The 25500-nt window shown below is 46.2% G+C and carries 14 protein-coding genes; 6 read left to right on the top strand and 8 right to left on the bottom strand.

Annotation, left to right across the window (positions count from 1 at the left end; genetic code table 11):
- The first annotated feature begins 46 nt into the window (after window positions 1-46).
- Window positions 47-5566, top strand: a complete 5520-nt coding sequence (locus QUA43_RS05605; protein WP_333371747.1) for an AAA family ATPase — start codon at window positions 47-49, stop codon at window positions 5564-5566.
- A 65-nt stretch (window positions 5567-5631) separates the two neighbouring features.
- Here the strand turns inward: QUA43_RS05605 and QUA43_RS05600 are convergent, their stop codons facing one another.
- Window positions 5632-7248 carry a HAMP domain-containing sensor histidine kinase gene (locus QUA43_RS05600; protein ID WP_333371745.1) on the bottom strand — a complete coding sequence of 539 codons (1617 nt, stop codon included), beginning with the start codon at window positions 7246-7248 and terminating at the stop codon, window positions 5632-5634.
- A gap of 268 nt (window positions 7249-7516) precedes the next feature.
- Between QUA43_RS05600 and QUA43_RS05595 the strand changes: the two genes are divergently transcribed.
- Entirely contained in the window at window positions 7517-8923 is a 1407-nt protein-coding gene (locus QUA43_RS05595) for a TldD/PmbA family protein (RefSeq protein ID WP_333371743.1), read from the top strand.
- A gap of 310 nt (window positions 8924-9233) precedes the next feature.
- Here QUA43_RS05595 and patX read toward each other — a convergent pair whose 3' ends face one another.
- Window positions 9234-9437: a heterocyst-inhibiting protein PatX gene (gene patX, locus QUA43_RS05590; protein WP_333371741.1), complete on the bottom strand. Its 204-nt coding sequence runs from the start codon at window positions 9435-9437 to the stop codon at window positions 9234-9236.
- 1137 nt (window positions 9438-10574) lie between these two features.
- Between patX and QUA43_RS05585 the strand changes: the two genes are divergently transcribed.
- Window positions 10575-10745 (top strand): hypothetical protein, encoded by a 171-nt coding sequence (locus tag QUA43_RS05585; RefSeq protein WP_333371739.1) that lies wholly within the window; start codon window positions 10575-10577, stop codon window positions 10743-10745.
- Window positions 10746-10790: 45 nt separating this feature from the next.
- Here the strand turns inward: QUA43_RS05585 and coaE are convergent, their stop codons facing one another.
- Window positions 10791-11528 carry a dephospho-CoA kinase gene (gene coaE, locus QUA43_RS05580; RefSeq protein WP_333371738.1) on the bottom strand — a complete coding sequence of 246 codons (738 nt, stop codon included), beginning with the start codon at window positions 11526-11528 and terminating at the stop codon, window positions 10791-10793.
- 205 nt (window positions 11529-11733) lie between these two features.
- Between coaE and QUA43_RS05575 the strand changes: the two genes are divergently transcribed.
- Window positions 11734-16896: a CHAT domain-containing protein gene (locus QUA43_RS05575; RefSeq protein ID WP_333371736.1), complete on the top strand. Its 5163-nt coding sequence runs from the start codon at window positions 11734-11736 to the stop codon at window positions 16894-16896.
- Between the two features lie 622 nt (window positions 16897-17518).
- Here QUA43_RS05575 and QUA43_RS05570 read toward each other — a convergent pair.
- Window positions 17519-18931 carry a diguanylate cyclase domain-containing protein gene (locus QUA43_RS05570; protein ID WP_333371734.1) on the bottom strand — a complete coding sequence of 471 codons (1413 nt, stop codon included), beginning with the start codon at window positions 18929-18931 and terminating at the stop codon, window positions 17519-17521.
- Window positions 18932-19163: 232 nt separating this feature from the next.
- On the opposite strand from QUA43_RS05570, the gene QUA43_RS05565 reads away from it, so the two are divergent.
- A complete protein-coding gene (locus tag QUA43_RS05565; RefSeq protein WP_333371732.1) occupies window positions 19164-19316 on the top strand; it encodes a hypothetical protein in 153 nt (50 codons plus the stop codon).
- A 34-nt stretch (window positions 19317-19350) separates the two neighbouring features.
- Window positions 19351-22377: a PAS domain S-box protein gene (locus QUA43_RS05560; protein ID WP_333371730.1), complete on the top strand. Its 3027-nt coding sequence runs from the start codon at window positions 19351-19353 to the stop codon at window positions 22375-22377.
- 354 nt (window positions 22378-22731) lie between these two features.
- Here the strand turns inward: QUA43_RS05560 and QUA43_RS05555 are convergent, their stop codons facing one another.
- The 4 genes from QUA43_RS05555 to QUA43_RS05540 all read right to left on the bottom strand — a co-directional run bounded on the left by QUA43_RS05555 (window position 22732) and on the right by QUA43_RS05540 (window position 25389).
- On the bottom strand, window positions 22732-23310 hold the full coding sequence (locus QUA43_RS05555) for a Uma2 family endonuclease (RefSeq protein ID WP_333371728.1): 579 nt from the start codon (window positions 23308-23310) through the stop codon (window positions 22732-22734).
- Between the two features lie 87 nt (window positions 23311-23397).
- Entirely contained in the window at window positions 23398-24588 is a 1191-nt protein-coding gene (locus QUA43_RS05550; RefSeq protein WP_333371727.1) for a tetratricopeptide repeat-containing serine protease family protein, read from the bottom strand.
- Between the two features lie 236 nt (window positions 24589-24824).
- Window positions 24825-25211, bottom strand: a complete 387-nt coding sequence (locus QUA43_RS05545) for a type II toxin-antitoxin system death-on-curing family toxin (RefSeq protein WP_333371725.1) — start codon at window positions 25209-25211, stop codon at window positions 24825-24827.
- Window positions 25198-25389, bottom strand: a complete 192-nt coding sequence (locus QUA43_RS05540; RefSeq protein ID WP_333371723.1) for a DUF2281 domain-containing protein — start codon at window positions 25387-25389, stop codon at window positions 25198-25200. Before QUA43_RS05540 ends, QUA43_RS05545 begins: the two co-directional genes overlap by 14 nt.
- Between the last annotated feature and the right edge of the window lie 111 nt (window positions 25390-25500).

Genomic DNA, 25500 nt, shown 5'->3' with positions numbered 1-25500 from the left:
TTATAATAGTAAAAGAAAATATTTTAATAGCAAAATAATTATTGTTATGATAGAACTAACTGGCTATCAAATTCTCGCTCGAATTTATTCAGGCACTCGCACCCTAGTTTATCGCGGAACTCGCCTCTGCGACCAAAAACCGGTCGCCATCAAAGTCTTGCGAAACGAGTATCCCAGCTTCAGCGAACTCTTGCATTTTCGCAATCAATACACGATCGCCAAAAACCTAAATTTGCCCGGAATCATCCAAACCTACAGCTTGGAACCCTACCGCAACGGCTATGCGCTGATTGTGGAAGACTTCGGGGGAATTTCTCTGAAGGAATGGAGGGGGAAAGGAAAAACCGTGCAATCTCTGGTTGATTTTTTCCAAATTGCGATCGACCTGAGCAATACATTAGATATACTTTACCGCCACCGCATCATTCACAAAGACATTAAACCCGCTAATATTCTGATCGATCCTGATACTAAACAAGTCAAACTCATTGACTTTAGTATTGCATCTTTGCTGCCGCGAGAAACTCAAACACTGATGAGTCCCAACGTCATCGAAGGAACACTCAGCTATCTATCTCCCGAACAAACAGGAAGGATGAATCGCGGCCTTGACTACCGCACAGACTTTTATTCATTAGGTGTAACCTTTTACGAATTGCTGACAGGAAAATTGCCATTTCAATCTACCGATCCAATGGAATTGATCCACTGTCATATTGCCCAGCACCCACCATCTGTACATGAAATTAATCCCAAAATTCCCCTTGTTCTCTCGGAAATTGTCAGCAAATTGATGGCCAAAAATGCCGAAACTCGCTATCAGAGTGCATTAGGGCTGAAATTCGATTTAAAAGTTTGTTTGCAACAACTCAATGAGACAGGTAAAATTGAGAGTTTTTCCATTGGGCGGCGGGATTTTTGCGATCGCTTTATCATACCCGAAAAACTCTACGGCAGAGCAACCGAAGTCGCTGCATTATTAGCAGCATTCGATCGAGTAGCAAACCCCTCTAAATCTCGTTCTCCAGAAGAGCCTAGAACCGATAGAAATGATGTAAAAGGAGACCTCGCCTTGATTAAGGAGGACTGGCGTGACTCCAACTTATCCCGCAGCGAAATGATGCTAGTTGCCGGATTTTCCGGCATTGGAAAAACCGTTGTAGTCAACGAAGTTCACAAACCCATAGTTCGCCAGCGCGGTTATTTTATCAAAGGCAAATACGACCAATTTCAACGCAACATTCCCTTTAGTGCTTTTGTGCAAGCCTTCCGAGATTTGATGGAGCAATTACTCTCAGAAAGCGACGCTCAGCTAGAACAATGGCAAAGGAAAATTATCAATGCTCTGGGCGAAAACGGTCAAGTTATTGTAGAAGTAATTCCCGAATTGGAACGAATTATTGGCAAACAACAGCCTGTCTCTGAACTTTCGGGAAGTTCCGCCGAAAATCGTTTCAATTTACTATTTCAAAAATTTATCTCTGTTTTTGCCACCAAAGAACATCCCTTAGTGATTTTTTTGGATGATTTGCAATGGTCAGATTCAGCATCCCTGAAGCTTTTGCAAGTGTTGATGAGTGAAAAAGATAGTCAGAATTTGCTGGTAATTGGGGCATATCGAGATAACGAAGTATCCCCAGCTCATCCATTTATGTTGGCAGTAGCAGAGATGGAAAAATCCCAAGTAACGGTAAATACTATTACCTTGGAACCTCTGAGTCAAGCCGATATTAACGATTTGATAGCAGATACGCTCTCGTGCGAGATCCTTCTTGCTCAGCCATTAACCGAGTTAGTTTATCAAAAAACCAAAGGCAATCCATTTTTTGCCACGCAATTTCTCAGGGCGCTACAGGAAGATGGGCTGATTGCGTTTGACCCCACCCCCCTTTCCCAGGGGGGACAGAGGGGGGTAACAGGGGGGTGGCAGTGTGATATTGCCAAAGTCAAAGCCCTAACTATCACTTCGGATGTGGTGGAGTTTATGGCGCTGCAATTGCAGAAGTTGCCGCCAGAAACTCAGGATGTGCTGAAGTTGGCTGCGTGCATTGGAGCGCACTTTGATTTGAATACATTGGCGGTAGTCAGCGAGAAGTCGCCGGAAGAAACTGCTGCCGATTTATGGAAATCATTGCAAGAAGGATTCATCTTACCAACCAGTGACATTTACAAGTTTTATCAAGGAAAAGAACCTCGGGAAAAAACCGATATATTGCCAACTACCACCGCTCAATTACCTAACTACAAATTTCTACACGATCGCATTCAACAAGCGGCTTATTCCCTAATTCCAGAAGATCGAAAACAAGCCACTCACCTGAAAATAGGGCAACTGTTGTTGCAAAAAAGTAGTGAAACTCAACGTCAGGAAAGGATTTTTGATATTGTCGGTCATTTCAACTTTGCCCGCGGGCTGATTTGCGATCGAACAGCGCTTTATGAATTAGCCTCGCTCAACTTGCAGGCTGGGAAAACCGCAAAGGCTGCCGCAGCCTTTGACGCGGCATTGATATTTGTCAATACAGGTATTAGCAGCTTACCAGCCGATAGCTGGCAGGAACAATATACTCTGACGCTGGCCCTGCACAATTTGGCAGCCGAAGCAGCGTATTTGTGCAGCCAATTTGAACAGATGGAACAGCTAATTACTGCGATTTTGCAACAAGCAAACCAACTGATCGACAAAGTTAGCGCTTACGAGATTCAAATCCTCGCTTACCTTGCCCAAGGTCAGCCCCAGGATGGCGTTTACACAGCAATTGATGTGCTCGGGCAGTTTGGGATTCGGCTTCCCAAAAACCCTACTCAGCCTCAAGTATTGCTGGGTTTAGCCACAACTAAGTTGATTCTCGGTAACAAGAAACCGGAACAGCTTGTGAATCTGCAAAATATGACAGATGCTAACAAATTGGCAGCGATGCGAATTCTTTCTAGTGCTGCTTCTGCTGCCTATCTTTGTGCTCCGAAGTTGATGCCACTACTGGTATTTGAGCGGGTTAACTTGTCTGTACGGCACGGCAATACCGCCCTATCAGCTTTTGGCTATGCTTGGTATGGACTGATCCTCTGTGGCATACTCATGGATATCGAAGGAGGCTATCAGTTTGGACAACTTTCTCTGCAATTACTAGAGCGTTTTAACGCGACGGATTTGAAAGCGAAAGTGCTATTTATGACTTATACGTTTATCAGCCATTGGCGCGATCGCATCGCAGATACAATGCCAGCGCTGTTAACAGCTTACCAGAGCGGTTTAGAAACGGGAGATGTAGAATATGCTGCTTGGGCAGCTTTGGTTCATTCTTACAATCGCTACTGGACAGGGGAGAACTTAACGGAAGCAGAAGCAGCAATTCGTTCTTTGATAACGGCGATCGCTCCTTTCAACCAAAAAAACGGCTCTCTTTACATCCAGATATATCATCAAGCGACCTTAAATCTTCTGGGTCATTCTAGCGATCCGAGTTGCTTGTCCGGCGAAAGCTATCGGGTTGCTGAAGATATTCCCGCACAGGTGGCGGCGAACGATCGTACAGGGTTATTTTTTAGTTACGTTTGCCAGCAGCATCTTCATTATTTGTTCGGGCAGTATGACGCAGCAATTGAGAAGTCAAACGCTGCTAAACCCTACTTTGATAACTGCGTTTCCTCGCTGCCAACGGTTCTGCACTACTTTTACGATTCTCTGGCACAACTGGCAATTTACGCGACTGCAACCTCTCCACAACACCAGCAAATCTTGAAGTGCATTCAGGCGAATCAGAAAAAGCTGAAGAAATGGGGGCACTATGCCCCAATGAATTACCAACATAAGTTTCTTTTGGTAGAAGCAGAACGGTATCGGGTACTGGGGCAAAAACTAGAAGCGATCGACTATTACGATCGCTCCATTCAACTCGCTAAAGAAAACCAATTCCTCAACGAAGAAGCCTTAGCCAACGAACTCGCCGCCAAATTCTACCTCGACTGGGGCAAAGAAAAAGTCGCTGCAGGCTATATGCAGGAAGCCTACTATTGTTACGCCCGCTGGGGAGCCAAAGCCAAAACCGATGACCTAGAAAAACGTTATCCCGATCTGCTGCGCCCCATCTTACAACAATCCGCCCAACCCATCACTCTTTTAGCAACCCTATCCACACTCACCAATCCCACCTACTCAATTCATTCGAGCATCTCCCACAGTACCTCCAACACCTCCATCAACCAGGCTCTAGATTTTTCGACTCTGCTGCAAATCTCCCAAATGATCTCCAGCACGATCGACCTCGATGAGTTGCTGCAAATTGTGACCCAAACCATGTTACAAAACTCGGGAGCCGATCGCTGTGCACTGATGCTCTGCCAAGATCAACAATGGCAAGTGCGGGCGATCGCTACCAGGGAACACATTAGCCTGCAAAGGGAACCTCTAGAGAATAATCCCACCGTTCCTGTTAAATTAATCCAGTATGTCAAAAACACCCTAGCAGCAGTTGTCATCGATCACGCCAAAACTGATCTGCCTGTGATTGACGATTATTTAGACCACCACCAACCAGAGAGTTTGCTGGGTTTGCCAATTCTAAATCAGGGCAATTTGGTCGGCATTTTATATCTAGAAAATCGGATAACAAGTGGGGTGTTTAGTCGCGATCGGCTCCTAGTGCTGAATTTTCTCTCTAGTCAAGCGGCGATCGCTCTGGAAAATGCCCGTCTCTATCACCAAGTGCAGCAGACTTTGAATGAACTTCAGCAAACTCAGATGCAAATGATCCAAAGTGAAAAGATGTCAGCATTAGGTAATCTAGTGGCAGGGGTTGCCCATGAAATCAACAACCCCGTTGGTTTCATTGCCGGGAACATTAATGAAGCTCATGCTGGAGTCCAAGACTTAATTGATTATTTGCGCCTCTATCAAGAAAAGTTTCCTCCATCCGAAGCAGAATTGATTAATAAAGCAGAGCAAATAGATTTAGATTATCTAGTAGAAGATTTACCCAAAATGTTGAGTTCCATGAAAATAGGATGCGAGCGCATCAAAAACATCAGCACATCCCTCCGCACTTTCTCTCGCGCCGATACGGCCCATAAAGTTGAGGCCAATATCCACGAAGGCCTCAATAGCACTTTGATGATTTTACGCCATCGCCTGAAAGCGAACAACAAGCATCCAGAAATTAAAATCATTAAAGAGTACGGCAAGATTCCCAAAGTAAAATGTTATTTGGGACAATTAAACCAGGTATTTATGAATTTGTTAGCAAATGCGATCGATGCCTTAGAAGAATCCAATCAAGGAAAGAATTTTGCCGAGATTGAAGCCCATCCCAATCAGATCACTATTCGGACAAAAGTAGAAAGTGAAAAGGTAAAAATCTCCATCGCCGATAACGGAAAAGGAATGTCAGAAGAGGTGAGAAATCGTATCTTCGATCATCTATTTACCACTAAAGATGTGGGCAAAGGAACTGGGTTAGGACTGGCGATCGCGCGTCAAATTGTAGAAGAAAAACACGGCGGCAAACTGAGTTGTTTTTCTACACCGGGAGAAGGAACGGAGTTTGTCATTGAGATTTTAATAGATTAAAACTAATGACTAATGACTAATGACTAATGACTAATGACTAATGACTAATGACTAATGACTAATGACTATTGCAGTGGCAAAAATACCGTCATCACCTCACCCTTTTGGGGCCGCTGGCGAATTACCAACTTCCCGCCAGCAGCCCGAAATAAATTCTTAGTCACGCTCAAATTTAAACTCAAACTTCCCGTCTCCGGCTGCACCATCAACAAAGGCCCGATCGATCGCAAAGGAGCATTCCCCTTAGCTGCAAAAGTCGATGCGACATTACCTTCAGGTAGGTGTTCCGATTCCAACTGCAACTTTAACTGATCGCCCGCCAATGTCACCTCCACCTGAATGCGACTCCCCGAAGGCAAAGTTCGAGTAAAATTCTCAATCAAATTAGTTAAAACCTGATCCAACATCGTCGGATCGCTGACTACCGCCGGCAACTTTTTCGGCACAATAACTTCTAAAGTGTGGTTTCGCACAGCCGCCTGTTTTTGCCAGCGGGGAATGCTATTTTGTAGCACTTCACCGAGGGACATTGCTGTTAGCTGCACGCCTGAATTTTTAGCTTGCGACATTTCCAATTCGACGGCGCGGAAAATTAAACCGAAGCGATCGATCTGAGCGGTACACTCCGCATCAATCATTTCCAAACGCTTGACCACCACCGGATCGAGTTTGGGACGTTTCAGCAGCAGCCGAGTCAGCGTGCGAATGGTAGCCAAAGGAGTGCGGACTTCGTGGGCGATCGCCTGTAGCAATTCCACCTCTTTAGTAGCCAGAGGCATTGAAGATTTGCAGTTGATATCTGTAGCCGATAACTTGTGATGTCTATGGTTCAAACCATCATCAATTCTTTCATCCTTTATTCTGCCTGCTTCATCTTTCCCAATCGGCAAATTATGCAACAGCAAGCGGCTGAACTGCATCACTGTTTGATAATTCGGCTCCACAGGCGAAAACTCCTCGAACAGCGCGTCTAATTTAGTAGAATTATTAGTTAATTGGCTAACTTGTAAATTGAAGCTACCCTCAGAATTGGCAAGCAAACATTCGCTTTCAGTCACCCTGCGCCGCAAAACCTCCCAAGCTTTGGCGACTACTTGCGGATCGAAAGAAAATAGAAAAGCCGGAATTCCGGCAGAATTTTCACCCAAAACCATCACGAGGCTAAAACTAGCAGTTAAAACCAAACAAAACTGCTCGTTGGCTAAGGGATCACCACTTGCCAAAGCCAAAGCCGGGGCCGCCGCAGGCACTGAGGTTTGCACATCAGCCGCCGGCATTAAAGCTAAAGTTTGTCTAGCCCGAAAAGACCACAAAGCTGCATCGTTGTCGGGAATACTGGTAAAAATCCAATTGGCAAAGCCGTTGGCCAAGGCGGGGCCAGTCAAAACCGATGATGGGCCCGACAACACCAATCCCTGACAGTAATTGGGGATTGTCGATCGACAATTTGCTCGATCGGCATCTGTTTTTTGTCCTGCTTTTTGCCGATCGAGCATTTGATTCAAAGCTGCGATCGCCCCGTACCATTCCTGTTCAGCTTTCAGCCGAGAAGCCCCACGGCTTGCAGGACAGCGATGGCGGTTTTTTTCTCCCGCCAACTTAGCATCAAAGAGACTGAGGTCATTTTCTTGGCCTTCGGAGGCTAAAATTTCGCTTATTGTCGGTAAAAAGTAAGTATTCACAGTTATAAACCCACCTTCGGAGGCATGAAGGGTGAAGTATTTATGTATAGGAAAGTTCAGGAGTTAGGAGTCAAGCACCAGCACGATCGAAAAATCCCGCATAATTTCTTGCGCCTTCCTCCTAACTCACAGGATATCCACATTTGTCAACTAACGATATTGGCAGAACCGTACCAATAAGTCGCAATCTCCGCGCTTGGGGCTATATTTTGTACGATCGCCCTAACAAAAGTGCAAAATGAAGTAAGTTAAACACCGTGCTTTCCTTATGCCCACCTCGATCGCCGACTCGAAAAATCTGCTGTCAGACTTAATGGCACGCTACCGCCACCAAGTCGATTATCTGGCAATTCGACTGGAAGAAGCCGAAGGCACCGACATCCTGCTGCGGGGCGAAAAAATTGAAACCCTCAGCGAAGGAGTCTCAATTGGCGGCCAAGTCAGAGCTTGTCACAAAGGCGGCTGGGGCTTTGCCAGTTTTAACCGACTTTCCACCCTCGCCGAAAGAATCGAAGAAGCCATCGCCGCGGCAAAACTGATCGGCGAAGAAGAAACGATCCTAGCGCCTGTCACCCCAGTACAAGACATTTGCTTGCTGCCGCTGACAGGAACAGACCCCCGTCTGGTTCCCCTAATTGACAAAAAGCAATTGTGCGATCGCTACGCGGCCATTCTCCGCAGCATTGACCCCCGCATCGCCACCATCTCCGTGCGCTACGGCGACACCACCCAGCGCATCATCCTCGCCACCTCCGAAGGCACCATGCTGGAACAAGGTTGGGCAGACATGGAAATGCGCTTTGCCGCCACAGCCCGCAGCGGGGAAACCGTACAAACCGGCCGCGAAACCACAGGTTCCCGCAAAGCTTACGAAGACTTAACCGATCTCGATGTTCAAGTTCGCAGCGCCGCCCAGCGCGCTGTAGATTCCCTAGCCTTACCCCCCGTCCAAGGCAACACCTACACCGTCGTCATCGACCCAATTTTGACCGGATTATTCGTCCATGAAGCCTTCGGACACCTTTCCGAAGCTGACATGGCCTACGAAAATCCCGACATTTTGGAAATTATGACCCTCGGCCGCCAGTTCGGCCCCAAAAACTTGCAAATTTTCGACGGTGCAGCGCCAGAGGGACACCGTGGCAGCTATTTCTACGACGATGAAGGCACTCCGGCGACTACTACTCAATTAATTAAAGACGGTGCTTTAGTCGGGCGGCTGCACTCGCGGGAAACGGCGGGCAAGTTGGGAGAAACGCCTACTGGCAACGCTCGCTGTTTAAATTATCATTATCCGCCGATCGTCCGCATGACGAATACTTGGATCGAACGAGGTGACACGCCAGTTGCTGACTTATTTTCGGACATCAAAGAAGGAGTTTATGCGCGCAATTGGCAAGGCGGCATGACTAACGGCGAAATGTTTACTTTCAGTGCCGGCGAAGCTTGGATGATCCGCGACGGAAAACTAGACAATCCGGTGCGGGATGTTACTCTTTCGGGTAATGTTTTCAGCACTTTAGCTGATATTGAGGCGATCGGCGACGATTTCTACTGGGATGAATCCGGCGGCTGCGGCAAGGCAGGACAAAGTGGTTTGCCGGTGGGCTGCGGCGGCCCGAGTTTGCGGATTCGCGATGTCGTTGTTGGTGGCGAAGCTGCGGAAGAAGATTAAAGCTGCAAAAGTTTAAAAAATCAAGGTAAAGCGCCAGATTCCTACTCGCGCTTTACCTTGATTTTTTGAGTGTAACAGTTGGCTCCCGTTTGTGGCATCTGATATCTTGAGTATGCTTGGCCAAAAAACCGGAACAGCCAAAAATTAGGTCTTGAGTCGTCAAATACCGCTAAAAAATCGGTTTTTTGGTAGGCAGTACGTAAGCCCTGAATTAATGAATCGAAATCTTCAAGTTTTCTCTTCTTCTCCCAATTTTCGATTCTCCCCGTAATTAGCTAATTCCCAACAAAAATTATCGCTTTTTTCGCCTTTATCTCCCGCTTCCTCGTTCTGGCGGCGTATCTTTATCGTTATCTGCGTAAAAGGTCTGAGTGTCGGCTAGAGCGGTTAAAATTTCGGGAGCAGAGTTGTGTTGAGCAAAAAAGGTCGATCGAGTTTCAAAGCTTTGAGTGTTAACTGCGGTGCCGCTCAGTAACACGCTTGACATCAGGATGGAAGAGTAAACGCGCATCATAAATTTTGGTATTTGTATTTTCCCCTTCTTGATACGCAGTCTGTACTCTGCTATCAGGATAAAAAAAATAATTGTGGCGAAATCATCAATTAATAAGTGAGGGCACCTGCAATTTTTTTTGAGTTTTGATTAAAAGCGGGTGAAATCCATCATCTAGCTCGCTTGTTCCCTGGTAATTTCTAGTTATCTGCTACTTACGGGCAACAAGCAGAATTCAAGACCATGTTCAAAAAAAAGAATGCTACTCTATGCCCGTGTTCCCAACCGTGGTAGTGATATAGCAATCCTTGCAGGAGTCGTAAATTTTTTACCCCACCCCAACCCTCCCCTTGCCAAGGTGAGGGAGTAAGAAATTCACAAATGATGCAAGGATTGCTATAAATCATGCCCAAACCTAAAATCTAAAATCTAAAATCTAAAATCTAAAATGGTATGACCCCTGGAATCCTCTGGAAACGCTCTTCCAACAAGGAAACAAAAACCGCCAATTGTAAAGTTTTACTACTTTTATGATTAACTTCATAATTTATTGATGTGAAGTGGCAACCCGGGGATTAAAGACACAACAGGAGAGTACCCAAGCGCGCCATCAGCACCTTAGATATCAATATAGCGTTTCCTTAGCTGAGCAGATACAACCAATCCTTATCTATTAAGGGTTTTAGCTCTAAAAATGTACCTCACTTGACAGAGAAACGCTATATCTTGGTCAAGGAGATTCCTTAAAGCGGGCAATGCCTAATTCTTCACACTAACTTCATAAATGGTTGCTATGATATTTTCAAATAAATTGTGAACCTTTTATTTTTTCTGATATTTTCTGACTTTTCTGAGCTTGCTTTGTGACCAAAAAAATGGGATACAAGTCCCGTCCTTTTAGGACGGCTTTATGCTATAGTTTAATTGGTTGAAATCCCCACCTAAGATTGCAGCGATATATACTTATTTTGAGTTGAAACCGGGACTGATCCAGTAATAGGGAAAGACTGAAGGGCAATGGTTAAAATCCAACCTGGAAGCAAAACAAAGTATTGTTAATGTTTTTAAACAAAACGATACATAGTCGGGATGGGGAATCGCCACGACTCAAAATGGGCGCAGAGGGATTGTCAGACTAGCAACGGTTAGCAGAACCCGATGAAGCGTCAAGAATCACCGCTCCTTCAGGACGGTGAGTATTTCAAAAGAGCGGTTACGCACCACTCCGAAGGAGGAGTCGAAAGCGGTTGGGGAAAAAAGCCCGTTCACACAATTGTGGAGTCAATCTCAAATCTCAACTCTCAAATCGAACTGGCGCGCAGAAAGTAAAAAAACCAGGTTTTAAAACCGATATCGCGGAGTCAATCTCAAATCTCAAATCTCAAATCGACTGACTTGCGCGTCTACCTGCACCAAAAGCGAGTCAAGGGTTGACGAGTTGTCCAAAATAACATCAGCTTGTTGACACTTTTGAGCTAGCGGCAACTGGGCGTTAATGCGGGCATTAGCTCGATCGTAACTTAAGCCGTCTCGCTGTATTAGTCGTTCTAACTGCACTTCGGGCGAACAGTACACCACCCAAATTTCGGTACACAAGTCAGTCATGTTAGCTTCAAACAGCAGCGGCACTACCAAAACCAAAGTCAACGTGTCAGCCTTGGCACAGAAACCGGGTTTTTTTTCAACAATACTCGGTTCTGACTTTTGATGAGGGTGAAAAAAGCCGGTTTCTTGAGTCTTTGTACTTAAATCCTGTGTGTCCTGGGATACCGGAATCGCTGCAGCAATGCAGCTTTGAGTTTCCTCAACTAATCGGCGGCGCACGTAAGGGTGAATCTGTTGTTCCAACCACTGCCGCTCGTCTGCGTTACAAAAAATAATACTTCCCAACTCTGGCCGATTTAAATTGCCGTCCGGGAGCAAAATACCCGCGCCGTATCGTTTTACAATAGAGTCAAGTATTGGCGAATCTGGGTTCACAGCTTCGCGGGCGTAAATATCGGCATCTAAAATCGGAAATCCACAGGCATCTCTCAGATAATTAGATATAGCGGTTTTACCGGTGGCGATGCCCCCAGTTAAACCAATCAGACGCACAATTCGATCGCTCATAATTTTCTCTGTTTAAACTTCCTGTGTTTCGACACTTACTGTCAGTCTTTGCTATGTTGGTGACACAATCAAATTTAGACTGAAAATTTAAGATTTGCGATCGAGAGTTCGCGTTAGGAAGTGTCAGCATTGGGGTGCGATCGACTCTTTTTTACCTAAAATCTCAATTTTAAACTCGAATTCAGGTCTAGATCGAGGCAAACTTATGAATGGTCAACGTGCTGTGCGATCGATTCTGGCAGCAATTCCCCTTGCTGGATTTTTGATAGTAGATTTTTTCCCCAACCTGGTTTTCCTCAAAGAAAACAGCAGCGGATGGGTACTCGTGGCAATTTATCCTCAATCTCAAATTGCTGCAGCACAATCTATTACTCCAGCCCCAGACGGCACCGGAACCACTGTCACCGCCCCAGGTACAGGGTCGCCTCCTCGCTACGACATTAAGGGCGGCACTCCCTCCAGAGACGGAGCAAATTTGTTCCACAGTTTTACTCGGTTCGGTCTGAATTCTGGCGAAACTGCCAATTTCATCTCCAACCCAAGCGTTAAAAATATCCTCGGCCGCGTTGTCGGGGGCGACGCTTCCTTAATTAACGGTCTAATTCAAGTTAGTGGCGGCAATTCTAACTTGTTGCTGATGAATCCCGCAGGCATTATCTTCGGAACGAATGCCCGACTCGATGTGTCCGGGTCTTTTTTTGCTACCACCGCTAGCGGTATCGGTTTTGACAACGGCTGGTTCAACGGTACTGGGGCAAACGACTACGCGGCCCTAGTCGGAACGCCGAATGCTTTTGCTTTTAGCACACAGCCGGGGAGTATTGTCAATGCCGGTAACTTGGCTGTCGGAACCGAGCAAAATTTGACTTTGCTGGGCGGTACGGTCATCAGTACAGGACAACTTTCAGCCCCGGGCGGTCAAATTACTGTGGCGGCTGTTCCGGGCGAAAATCTGGTGCGGTTGAGTCAAAACGGACTTTTGCTGAGTTTAGAAGTTTCTCCGGCTGCGGGAGTGTCGGGTTCGGAAGCTCTTCCCTTCTCTCCGCTGACTTTACCTCGGCTGCTTTCGGGCCCCGGCGTGGCTAACGCTACGGGTATAACTACGAACGCTCAAGGTGAAGTCGTGCTCACAGGCGGCCAAACAGTGCCTGCAGGTGCTGGAACTGCGCTGGTAGCGGGTGCTGCGGACGTGTCTGCCAGGGGGGGTGCGGGAGGAAGCGTCAACGTGTTGGGCGACAAGGTAGGGCTGTTTGGAGCGAAGATTGATGCTTCGGGGCCGGACGGTGGCGGAACGGTGCGGTTCGGGGGAGATTACCGAGGCGAGGGAACTGTGCCGAATGCAACAATGACTTACGTGGATGGCAAAAGTTCGATCGCCACCAACGCAACTGAATCAGGCAACGGCGGCAGAGTTTTTGTCTGGGCTGACAACACAACAGCATTTTTGGGCAGCATCAGCGCAAAGGGCGTTTCTGCAACGGGAACCGCAGGTGTTGGCGGGTTTGTGGAAGTTTCGGGCAAGCAAAGATTGATTTTTAACGGTACTGTCGATACCTCCGGGACTAACGGTTTGGGGACTTTGCTGTTAGATCCAGACAATATCTTAATTACAGATTCCCCAGAAGGTGCGGGCGATGCGACAATAATTGCCAACAATAATATTTTGGCAACAGGAACGCTACCAGGACAGGAAAACAATTCTGAGCCTTCGCTGACAATTTCGGCTAGAGCTTTGGAAAGTATGTCGGCTACGTCAAATGTGGTTCTCGAAGCGCTCAATGATATTACAATTGCTGATTTGGCGGACAATCAGTTGAGCTTTCAAGCAACTACTGGTTCGGTAACATTTAGAGCAGATGCCGATCGCAGTGGTGCAGGTGTTTTTTCGATGAATTCTGGAGATACAATTAGCACGGCTGGCGGTGCGATCGCCATTTCGGGAAGTCAAATTACTGCGGGCAATTTGTCGAGTAACGGCGGAAATATTAGTTTGATTAGTCCGGGTTCGACTGTTGCCAACAATATTTCTTCATCCAATCCCAGCACCGGCAGCAGCGGGAATATTTTGCTCGACGGCCTGAATGTAACGGCCCAAAAACTTGATGCCAGCGGCCGGGAAGCGAGGGGAAATGTAACTGTGACGGCTCGGAATGTTCTGGGAGTGAGCTTCGTCGCAGCGGGTTCGGGAAACATTACTTTGACTGGTAATGAAATTAATTTCAAAGGTGACAAAAATTCGGTCAGCGGCACTGGCTTTTTGGTAATGCAACCTTGGAGTCCAGGTCAAAATATTGCGATCGGCGGTTCTGGAGATGTTGGCACTAATATTTATTTGAATCTGACGGCAAACGACCTCGGAAGTTTGGAAAATGGGTTTGCTGGAATTACGATCGGCCGCAGCAACGGTATCGGTTCAATTCTGATTGCCAACGATTTCATATTTTACGATCCGCTAATTATTCAATCGCCAGCGGGTTTGGGAACAATCACTACCACAAATTCTTTGACAGCGGCCGACAATGCCTCAATTACTCTCAAAGCTGACGGCAATATCAGAACCGGAAATATCACTACCAACAATCAGGAAATTCGCATCGCCAGCACCGCAGGCAATGTCACAACCGGTCAGCTACGTACTGGAACTGCCCGCACCATCAACACTTCTGTCAATTCTTCCGAAGATATAGGCAATTCGGCGGGAGATGTTAGTGTTACCGCACAGGGCACGGTGACGGCCGGGGCGATCGACACGAGGGGCGATCGCGCGGGGAATGTGACGCTGACGGGGCGCAATGGAGTCACTGCAGGGGCGATCGAAGCTGGTGGCTCGAAAACACCGGGAGATATTACCCTGACGGGCAACGAAATGGACTTGACGGGTGACAAAAATTCGATCGCCAGCAACGGCAATCTGGTGCTGCAACCGGCTGATCCAAGCCAAAATATTACAATTGAAGGTTCTGGCGATACAGAAGCTCTGAACTTGACTGCTGCTGAATTGAACACTTTTCGGAATGGGTTTGCTTCGATCGCGATCGGGCGCGCTGACGGTAGCGGTGTGATTTCGATTGGTTCTCCAACGCCAAATTCAACGCCAAATTCAACGCCAAATTCAACGCCAGTGGCGGTGACATTTCAAGATCCGACGACGATTCAATCGCCCAATGGCGCAGGCGCGATCGTGGGAACGGGTGCGATCGTCGGCACTGATAACGCCACGATCTCTCTGATGGGCGGTACTGTAGCCGTCGGAGACGTTACCTCGACTGCGGGGATTAACATCACTAGCAGTCAAGGCAAGTTGACTGCTGGTACGGTTTCATCTCGCTCAACTTCCGGGGTGGCGGGCCCTATCAATATTCGCAGCGCCGGTGCGGTAGAAACCGGCAACATCGATGCTTTTGGTGCCAAAAGCGGGGGAGATATTTCGATTGCGGCGCCGGGCCGGATCGTTACAGGGGTGATCAACTCGAGTTCGCAATCGGGAAGTGCAGGTTCGAGCCAAATTACCGGGCAGAAAGATGTTGAAGTTGTTTCGATCAAAGCTCGCGGCAATACGGGCGGCGATGTGGCAATCGAGGCGGGGGGAGCATTTCGGGCTGCGGGAACAGGAACTGCTGCTGAGCGCGCCGAGGTCAGCATTTCTACAGACGGGCTGGCTCAATCGGGTTCACAGACGTTGCTGCAAAGCACTTGCTCGTCGGGAACCTGCACGGTGGCGACTGTTGGGACTGGAAACTCGAAGTCGAACACTGCCACCTCCTCAACTGCGATCGGGCCGCTGGCGATCGTGCCGAGTCCGGCACCAACTACCAGTGTGGAACTGCAAACTACAGCCAATTCTCAACAAATTGTGACTCAGGTGAGTCTCGGCCCTGCAGCGTCGGTGCCAAAGAGCAGTACCACAAATGTCTCGCCAGAACCTGCTGCTGCGCCTGTTGAGGCTCAGTCGAACGAGACTGCGACTGGATCATCGGTACTGCTGTCGCCGTCGGTGTTAAAAGGCAATTTTGGTACGCCTGCGGCGACAGAAAACGCCAGCGTGGCAACAACTCCACAGAAGCCGGCGAGTGCGGTGACAGCAGAAAGTATGGGGAATGTGAGGGTTCCTGAGATTTCTCGATCGAACTCGATCGCGCAAATAAATCCGATCGACGCAGTGCAGCAAAGGGATATAACTCAGGGTCGGGAATTTGAACGTTACTTTGGGGGCAATCTCGGTCAAAAGTCGGTCACGCAGCAAAGTATTCGAGATACTCTCAGCAGCGTCAATCGGTTGACTGGAGTTAAACCCGCCATCCTTTACGTGTGGGCAAAAGACAAAAATTTAGAACTTGTGTTGTTATTGCCAAACGGCAAAAATGTTTTTAAAAGCGTGCCTGCAAGCCGCGAGACAGTCCTGCAAGTTGCTAAGGAATTCACTAATGCTATCAGAAGTCCCAGGAGATTGAATGCTGCTGACTACAAGCAACCTGCCGAGGAACTTTATCAGTGGTTAATTGCACCGCTGCAACCGGAATTGGAGGCTAACAAGATTGACACTTTGGTGTTTTCGATGGATGTCGGTTTGCGAACTTTGCCTTTGGCTGCTCTTTACGACGGCAAGCAGTTTTTGGTAGAAAAGTACAGTTTGGGGCTGATTCCCAGTTTGAGTTTAACTGATACTCGCTATGCCGATGTTAAGGGTTCTGAAGTTTTAGCGATGGGTGCGTCGAATTTTCCCGCCAAATATGAGCAAAATCCTTTGCCGGCAGTGCCACTGGAAATATCGACAATTGTGGGCAAGATTTGGCCCGGTTCGTCTTTTCTCAATGAAGCTTTTACTTTGGCAAATTTGAAGGACAAGCGCAATCAATCGCAATACAAAATTATTCATTTAGCTACTCACGGCGATTTTCAACCTGGGGGGGCCCAAAATTCTTACATTCAGTTTTGGGATACTAAGTTGCGGTTGAATCAGTTGGATCAGTTGAAGTTATCTAACCCGCAGGTGGAGTTGTTGGTTTTGAGTGCGTGTACTACGGCGGTGGGAGACGAACAAGCTGAGTTGGGGTTTGCGGGGTTGGCGATACACGCGGGGGTAAAATCGGCTTTGGCGAGTTTGTGGTATGTCAGCGATGTCGGTACTTTGGGGCTGATGACTGAGTTTTACCAGCAGTTGCGTACAGCGCCGATTAAGGCTGAGGCTTTGCGGCAAGCGCAGTTGGCGATGTTGCGGGGTGAAGTGCGGTTGCAAGATGGTTATTTGGTACGATCGGGCAACAATCAAGCTCTGCCTTTACCGTCGGAGTTGACCGCTAGGGGCGATCGAAATTTGTCGCATCCTTATTATTGGGCCGCTTTTACAATGATCGGTTCGCCGTGGTAATTCTGAAGGAAGAGGGTGCGATCGCCGAAAAAACCGGGACAGAACAAGTCGCAAAACTCTGAGGATGGCAATACCTAAAAAAGTGCGGTAATATCATTTCCGGTTACACTCCTTATGATGTTGACTGTTGACTGTTGACTGTTGACTGTTGACTGTTGACTGTTGACTGTTGACTGTTGACTCGAATTTACTATTCCGATGCTAACGGATTTGATATAACTCACACTAGAGACCGCGACATCAACATCGAAAAGGGGATAAAATGGAACAAGAAAAATTCCAAAAAAACTCGACTGCTAGCGCCAGAAATATTGATCGTATACAAGTCTTGACTAAAAACTTTTAGCCCAGATAAATTATGATAATTCAATCAAAAAGTTTCGATTAGCCAACAACAATCAATCGCTCTTGGTTATCAAGCCATAACGCTCGGCGGTAAGAATAAACTCATTGGGAGCCACGATTTCTCCGTTTTTGTCTAGCATTTTTAACAAAATTTGATAATGCTCTAATAATGGGTTAAAGGTAATAGAGCCAATCTTTTGGGAGTAGAGACAAAAACGATTGGTTTCTAACGCACGGCTGATTTTGGAAATCCACTGCCTCTCACCACGTTGTCTAATTATATTAGTGCGCCATCATCTAGACGATAAACATGAACACAGTTACGACCTTTGCCTTTGGCAGCATAACAAGCTGCATCAGCCGCCCCCATAACCTGCCTCAAATCTTGGCTGGTTTGGTTAATCGCAACAACTCCAATACTGACCCCGATGATAAAGGTTTTGCTATCCCAAATAAACCGAAACTGATGCACTCGATCTTTGAGGTTTTCCGCAATCTGAGCTGCTTTAGAGAGGGGACATTGAGTAAGCAAAAGACCAAATTCATCACCTCCCAAGCGAGCCAGTGTGTCATTAGCGCGGACTCCCTTTTGTAAAACTGTAGTGATTTGGCGCAGTAGCTCATCCCCAGCACAATGACCTGCGGTATCGTTAACGACTTTGAATTTATCTAAATCTAAATAACAGAGAGCGTGCTGCTGATTGCTATCTTGAACAGAGGCGATCGCTTCCATTAGTCGCTGCTCAAATCCTCGACGGTTGATTAAACCCGTCAGAGCATCGTGACTAGCTTCCCAAGAGAGTTGACGAGCAAAATTGCGCGATTCGGTAACATCATGAAAGACGATGACTGCCCCGATAATTTGACCTTGGCAGTCTCTAATCGGTGCTGCTGAGTTCTCAATGGCATACTCAGTCCCATCGCGCGCAATCAGTATAGTATGGCTAGCTAAGCCCACAATTCGCTTCTCCAACAGAGCCTTGCCGATCGGATTATCTACTGGCTTTCGCGTTACTTCATTGACAATTTCAAAGACTGTAGACAGGGGGAGTCCCTTAGCCTCATGAGCCTTCCAGCCTGTCAGTTGCTCAGCGATAGGATTGAAAAATCGCACATTACCTTGAGCATTGGTAGTAATAACTGCATCAGCAATCGATTGGAGGGTCACTTGAGCTAGTTCTTTTTCGGCAAAGAGGGATGCTTCGAGACGTTGGCGTTCTTCCATTTCTCTCAAGAGACGTAAGTTCTGCTCTTGGAGGCTTTTTTGCAACCGTCGGATGGTTAGGTGAGTTTCGACACGAGCTAATACTTCTTCGATTTCAAACGGCTTAGCAATATAATCTACGGCACCAACAGCAAACCCCTGAACCTTATTGAAAGTTTCATTGAGAACACTCAAAAAAATTATCGGAATGCCTGTGGTTTGCTCGTTAGATTTTAATTGTTTACAAACTTCATAGCCATCCAAATCTGGCAATTTAATGTCGAGTAAAATTAATTCCGTCCATGGCGATTGGGCGGCTCGGATCGCCATTTCACCTGTTGTGGCACAGCGAACTTTATAACCATGTCTCCTCAAACTACGGCCCAGAAGACGCAGGTTATCAGGCAGATCGTCAACAATTAAAATATTGCCGCGGTAGTTGGTAGCTGGATCGCTAGTTCTATCGAGAATCCTACTCCTTTCCATAGTTTTTTGCCAGAGGACTATAAGCCTATGAATAAGAGTATAGTTGAACTATTAGGTGATCAACTCACTTTACGCAGAAAGAAGTCCTGCGATCGCAGAGTTCGAGGACTGGCACGCTACCACAGCCCCTACAAAATCTGACTTATTGAGGTAGGGATAATCCCCCCGTAGTTGCCCTTCTTCGTTTCGGCTAACATGATGAGAACATTTTTTCAACCCTAGGAGCCGATTTATGAACAAGCACATTTCTGAAAGGGCAAGTCTACTCGTCATTGCGATCGGATGTTTCGTGCTGCTAGGTTGGCAACTTGACATCTCCCTACTCAAAAGTGGTTTTCCCGGTAAGACTTCGACCATGAAGCGGGCAATGGCAGTCAATCGCTAAGCACTTCAGCACTCATGAATAATGCAGGTTAGATATGATTACACAATTTTTTGAAAGTGGAGGATTCATTCCTCATGGTCACTGCTATCTCTGGCAAACAAACTTAGTAGGATTACATATTTTATCCGATGGTTTAATTGCTTTAGCTTACTACTCCATCCCCATCATGCTAATCTACTTTGTGCGACATCGCCAAGATCCTCATTTTCAGAAATTATTTTTGCTGTTTGGCGCTTTCATAATTGCCTGTGGTACAACTCATATTATGGAAATTTGGACGCTTTGGTTTCCTATTTATTGGGTTTCTGGAGGAGTTAAAGCTATTACGGCTCTGATTTCTATATATACTGCATCTGAGCTAGTGTTTTTAATTCCATCAGCCTTAGCTTTACCTAATCCAGCTCAACTTATTGCGGCAAATCAAGCCTTAGAACAGGAGATTAATGAGCGCAAGCGGGCTGAAAACGAACGCAAACAAATTGAGGTGGAATTACGAAACAGTGAAGAGCAGTTTCGCAAGGCGTTTCAAAATGCGTCAATTGGAAAGGCGCTCGTTTCAGTTGATGGGCACTGGGTTAAAGTCAATCCTGCCTTATGTCAGATTCTTGGCTACTCCTCAGAAGAGTTGTTAGCGTTAACTTTCCAAGACATTACCCATCCCGACGATTTAGAACTGGATCTTATTTATGTACATCAGCTATTAGCAGGAACAATTTCAAATTACCAAATAGAAAAACGGTATTTCCATAAACAAGGAAATATAGTTTGGAGTCTTCTTGATGTATCGCTAGTACAAGATGGACAGGGAAATCCACTGCATTTTATTTCTCAGATCCAAGAAATTACTGCTCGAAAAGAATCTCAAAAGACGCTAGAGCTTCAGAGTGTTATTATGCATAACATGGCAGGTGGAGTGTGTTTAATCAAAGCATCAGATCTGACGATCGTCTACACCAATCCCAAGTTTGATGAGATGTTTGGCTATGCAGAGGGTGAACTCGCCGGTCAATCTGTTGGTGTAATAAATTACGTCGATACAGAGGTTACACCCGACGAAACCGTTGAAGATGTTGTTGCTCAACTTGAGCGGGATGGGGAAGCAAAATATGAAGTCTACAATAAGAAAAAAGATGGAAGACTTTTTTGGTGCAGGGTTCATACATCCAGGTTTGAGCATCCTGAATACGGAACTGTATATGTTGCCGTTCAGGAGGATGTGACAGAGCTCAAACAAGCTGAGCAAGCCTTGCAAGCTACCACAAATCGCCTCAACTTTCTCCTGAACTACAGCCCCGTCGTTATTTTTAGCAGTAAACCTGATGGCAATTATCCAGCAACGTTCATCAGCGAAAATGTCAAAGAGGTATTGGGCTATGAAAGCATGGCGTTTTTAGCAGATGCTGAATTTTGGGTGGATAACTTACACCCAGACGATCTAGAACGAGTGCTTAATGGCTTAGCCAATCCATTCGTCAATGATTTTTATTTCCATGAATACCGTATTCGTCGCTCAGATGGGGTTTATCGCTGGATACTCAATCAACTCAGACTAATTCGAGATCCTGCAGGTAGACCAGTGGAAATGTTGGGATATTTAATTGATATTAGCGATCGCAAACAAGCCGAGTTGGAACTTCAGCAAGCTAAAGAAGCAGCAGAAACAGCAAACCGAGCCAAAAGTATGTTCCTGTCCAATATGAGCCACGAACTCCGTACTCCTCTCAATGCTATTTTGGGATTTACGCAATTGATGAGTTACGATCCTGTTCTGACTCCCGAACTCCAAGAAGATCTGGCGATCGTCAATCGTAGCGGCGAACATTTATTGGAATTGATTAACGACATTTTAGATTTATCCAAAATAGAGAGCGGACAGATGACACTCTATCTTTCTGACTTTGACCTAAAAAATTTGCTGAATTCTCTTGAAGAAATGTTGCAAGTTAAAGCCCAATCGAAAGGATTGAAACTAATTGTCGAGCGAGACCCCAATCTTCCCCAATTTGTGCATACCGATGAGAAAAAACTGTATCAAGTCTTAGTCAATCTGCTCGGTAATGCGATTAAGTTTACTAATAAAGGAAGCGTCACTTTACGAGTAAGAGCGGAACAGAGCGACCAAACTTCCTGTCGCCTATGTTTTGAAGTTGAGGATACTGGAGTGGGAATTTCTCCAACAGAAGTTGACAGCTTATTTAAGGCGTTCGTGCAAGCTGAAGCTGGGAATAAATTGAATCAAGGTACTGGTCTAGGTCTAGCTATCAGCCAAAGATTTGTCCAACTCATGGGTAGTCAGATTCGGGTTCAAAGCACATTGAATCAGGGCAGCATTTTTTACTTTGAACTTGGGGTAAAGTTATCTCAATCAGTCTGCCTTGCTTCAGAATTGCTTAAACAAAGAGTGATTGGTATAGCTCCAGGACAACCAACTTACCGCATCCTTGTGGTTGAAGATGTAGAGGAAAATCGCCGCTTATTGGTCAAACTCCTTACCTCAGTCGGTTTTGAGGTGCGCCAAGCAACACAGGGAGTTGAAGCACTATCTCTGTGGGAAAGTTGGTCCCCACAACTGATTTGGATGGATCTACGAATGCCGATCATGGATGGCTACACAGCTACTAAACGCATTAGAGAACACCCTGATGGACAAGAGACTGTTATTATTGCTTTAACTGCCAGTGCTTTTGAACAAGAGCGAGAGAAAGCTCTTATGGCTGGTTGTGACGACTTTATGAGCAAGCCATTTCAGGAAAGCCTCGTCTTTGACAAGCTCGCTAAACACTTGGGAGCAGAGTACATCTACACAGTTGTAGGAAAAGATTCCCAAAAACTATTTGTTGATTGTTTATCTTCAGAAGATCTAGCCGTGATGTCCTCTCAGTGGTTAGAAGAAATGTATCAAGCTGCCTACGATGTTGATCATGAAGTCATGAACGAGCTAATCAAACAAATTCCCGCATCTCAATCAACCCTTTCCAGTTCGCTAATTGATTGTGTCAATAACTTTAACTATGACCAAATTCTGGAGTTAATTCGACCTCTGCTCCCGAATCCAGTTTAGTTATCGATTTTAAGGACAAAGAAGCTATAGCCTTTCTCAGTAACATGAGGTGCACGCTTGATAAGCGGGCATAGGTCTCCGTGGGCATATCTCACTTTATTGAGAAGTGCTGTATATTGATCTAAGAAGTGGCTAGGGAGCATCTCAATGAAAGCAGCCAAGCTAGAAATTGGAGTTTTGAGGCTCTCTTGTTGCGAGGAAAGAGGAAGAAGGAAGGAGCCAGAAGAAGTGTTTTTACAAATATGAGATGCTCCCCTCCCGATCCAACTCGCTCTGATTTGCATTCCTCACTACGAAATGGTAACGGTTACTTTATTTATTGAAGATGATATAATAAGTCAAAATTGAATTCTGCTAATTCCAAATTTTTTGCAAATTGAGGACAAATCCCGGCAAAACATTTTCCCCAGAAAGGGTGAGAGGAGATTGTAAAACTTCCACATTTTGACCGGGGCGATAAACTTCAACTTCGCGTTTTTTGCGGTTAATCAGCCAACCCAAACGGCAGCCATTTTCCATATATTCTTGCATTTTTTCCTGAGTCTTTTTCAGGCTGTCTGTTGGGGAGAGAATTTCGACAGCAAAATCGGGACAAAGCGGGATAAATTTTTCTCTTTGTTGAGGTGTCAAAGCTTCCCAGCGGGATTTCTCTACCCAAGACGCATCGGGAGAGCGATCGGCTTTATTGGGCAGAGTAAATCCTGTTGAGGAATCAAAGGCTTCACCGAGTTCGGTTTGTTCGTTCCACGTCCAGAGTTGAGCCCCTGCTGTTAAGTTGCGTTTCCCTGTTTCTCCTCCGGTTGGCGGCATGACAATTAATTCTCCGTTGGCGTTGCGTTCGAGTTTTAAGTCAGGGTTTTCTTCGCACAGTTGATAAAACTGTTCTGAAGTTAGTTTAATCAGGGAGTTGAGGTTTAAGGTGATAGCAGTCATTGTGATTTACCTGCTGTTTTTATGAACTACATTAAGAATTAAAAATGGGATTAATCATTTTTAATTCTTAATTATTAACTTCTCATTCTACTGCAATTGTTTGATTCTGCTGAGCGCGTCTAGATACGCACTTGTTCTGCCGCCTTGCTTGTAAAGTTCTGCTGCTTTTTCAAAGTCGGCAATTGCTTTTGGTTTGTCTTCTGTTGCCAGGTAAGCTAAAGCTCGGTTGTAGTAAGCGTCGGCAAAACCGGGATTGCTTGCGATCGCCCGCGTGTATGCTTGAATAGCAGTGGAACCGCGTGTGGGTTCGGTTTGAGGCAAGCCGGCGGTGATGAAAGTGCGGGCATTACCGATATTAAAATACAATTCAGGAGTATATTTGGGCTTGAAAGCGAGTGCTCTGTTGAAATCCGCGATCGCCTCCCAAGCATCTCCTTGATCTAACAGCGAAAGTCCTCGAAAATAATAGGCTTGGGCGTCTTGGGGATTGGCGGTGGATACCGGGCCGATCGTTGCGGGAGTATTGTCTACTTTCAACTCGGATTTGTTTATTCCCGCCGCCACTAGCTTGGCGATAAATGTATTGATGGGAACTGCTGCGTTAAATCCGGTTTTAATCGGGGCGACTTCGCCGGAACTCGTTTGCGCGAAACCGAATTCGCCTTGTCCGTGTAAACCGATGACTCGGGCTTCGGAGTCAAAAACTGGGCCGCCACTCATGCCACTCCAAGTTACTGCCTGATACCGCAAAGTGTAACCTTCTGGGCGGTTGCGCGGGCGGCTGGTAACGAGTCCGGGAGAGAGTTCGGGTTCTCGTTCGGCGCCGAAAAGTCCGCCGGTAGCGGGATAGCCGTAAACGAAGATTTGAGTGCCGATGACGGCTTGATCGGAATCTGCGATCGTCGCGACTGGATATTCTTCGGGACTTTCAAATTTGACTACGGCTAAATCCGGGTCAGTTTCGGCGGTTTGCAAACGGGTGACGGAGGTTGCTTGATAGTTTTTGCCTTTAGACGTGCGAACAGTGTATTTCACGTCTGCTTTTTCTACGACGTGGTTGACTGTTAAAACTGTGTAAGTTTTGCCTGTTTTGGCAATAATTACGCCAGAACCGTCTCCGAGGGAACTGTTAATTTGTACTGTCAGCGGCCCGGCAATGCTGGCGACTTCTTGGGGGGTTTTGGCGATCGCACTTTGGCTGATGACTATGGTTAAGGCTGCGGTAGTTCCTGCTAGCAGGGTGGTTAAGGTGTCGTAACGGGAAAAATTTATATTCATGGCTATTGCTAATTAGTAGTTGGGTAGCGGGATTTGCGGGAGAAAGGGCGATCGGCGGTTGGTGCTATTTTCTGTTTAGTTTTATTACTGATTTGACGCAAAGGATCTAGGCTTTGTTATTTAGTGATAATTTTACTCGCTTTTTTGTTCCGCGATTCGCTATTTCAATGTAGAGTGCTTATGGGCGCACCTTACTTAATCTCAATGTGGCGCACTGCCCAACTTACTTATTAAAACTAAACAATACATGACTCAAACTCGGTGGTTAGTTCTTCTTTAGTTATGGTTCCCCGTGCGACTCGCATGACTAAATCATATGCTCGATCGTCCGTCAAATTCAGAGCGCAACCATTCAAACGCAAAGAGGTATCTGTCACGGCAAAAGCTGTTCGTTTATTGCCGTCAATAAAAGGATGATTCATCGCTAGGTGATAGAGATAGGCTGCAGCTTGTTCGGCAATTGTCGGATGCAACAATTGACCGCCAAAAGTTGCTTGCGGTTGAGCCAAAGCCGACTCCAACAAGCCTTCATCTCTAACGCCTGGAGTGCCGCCAAAGCTAGAAATTTGGTCGTCATGAAGTTCTAGCACTTCATCTAAAGATAGAAATTTAGGAGTTGGCAAGGCGACGGTAAACCTCCTCTCGTTCTTTTTTAGATGCTAGGTAAGCCTTCCAGACCTCACTTTTTTCTGATTTTACAGGGTGTTTTGCCTTTAGGGCTAGTACAAACTCAAGCACTTCTTTCAACATAGGTTCTGGTACTTGATCGAGTTCTTGAAGAAGTTGGTCTTTTGCGGTCATGTTTCCTCCTAGTTATTTTACCACTATTTTATCCTAATACCATTTCTCTAAAATCGTGCAACACTCTTCGACCCCCCCTAGCCCCCCCTTGCTAAGGGGGGGAACAAGAAT

The sequence above is a fragment of the Microcoleus sp. N9_B4 genome, assembly GCF_036701635.1.
In the GTDB taxonomy this organism is placed as follows: Bacteria; Cyanobacteriota; Cyanobacteriia; order Cyanobacteriales; family Microcoleaceae; genus Microcoleus.
This window is presented reverse-complemented; position numbering and strand designations above follow the sequence as displayed.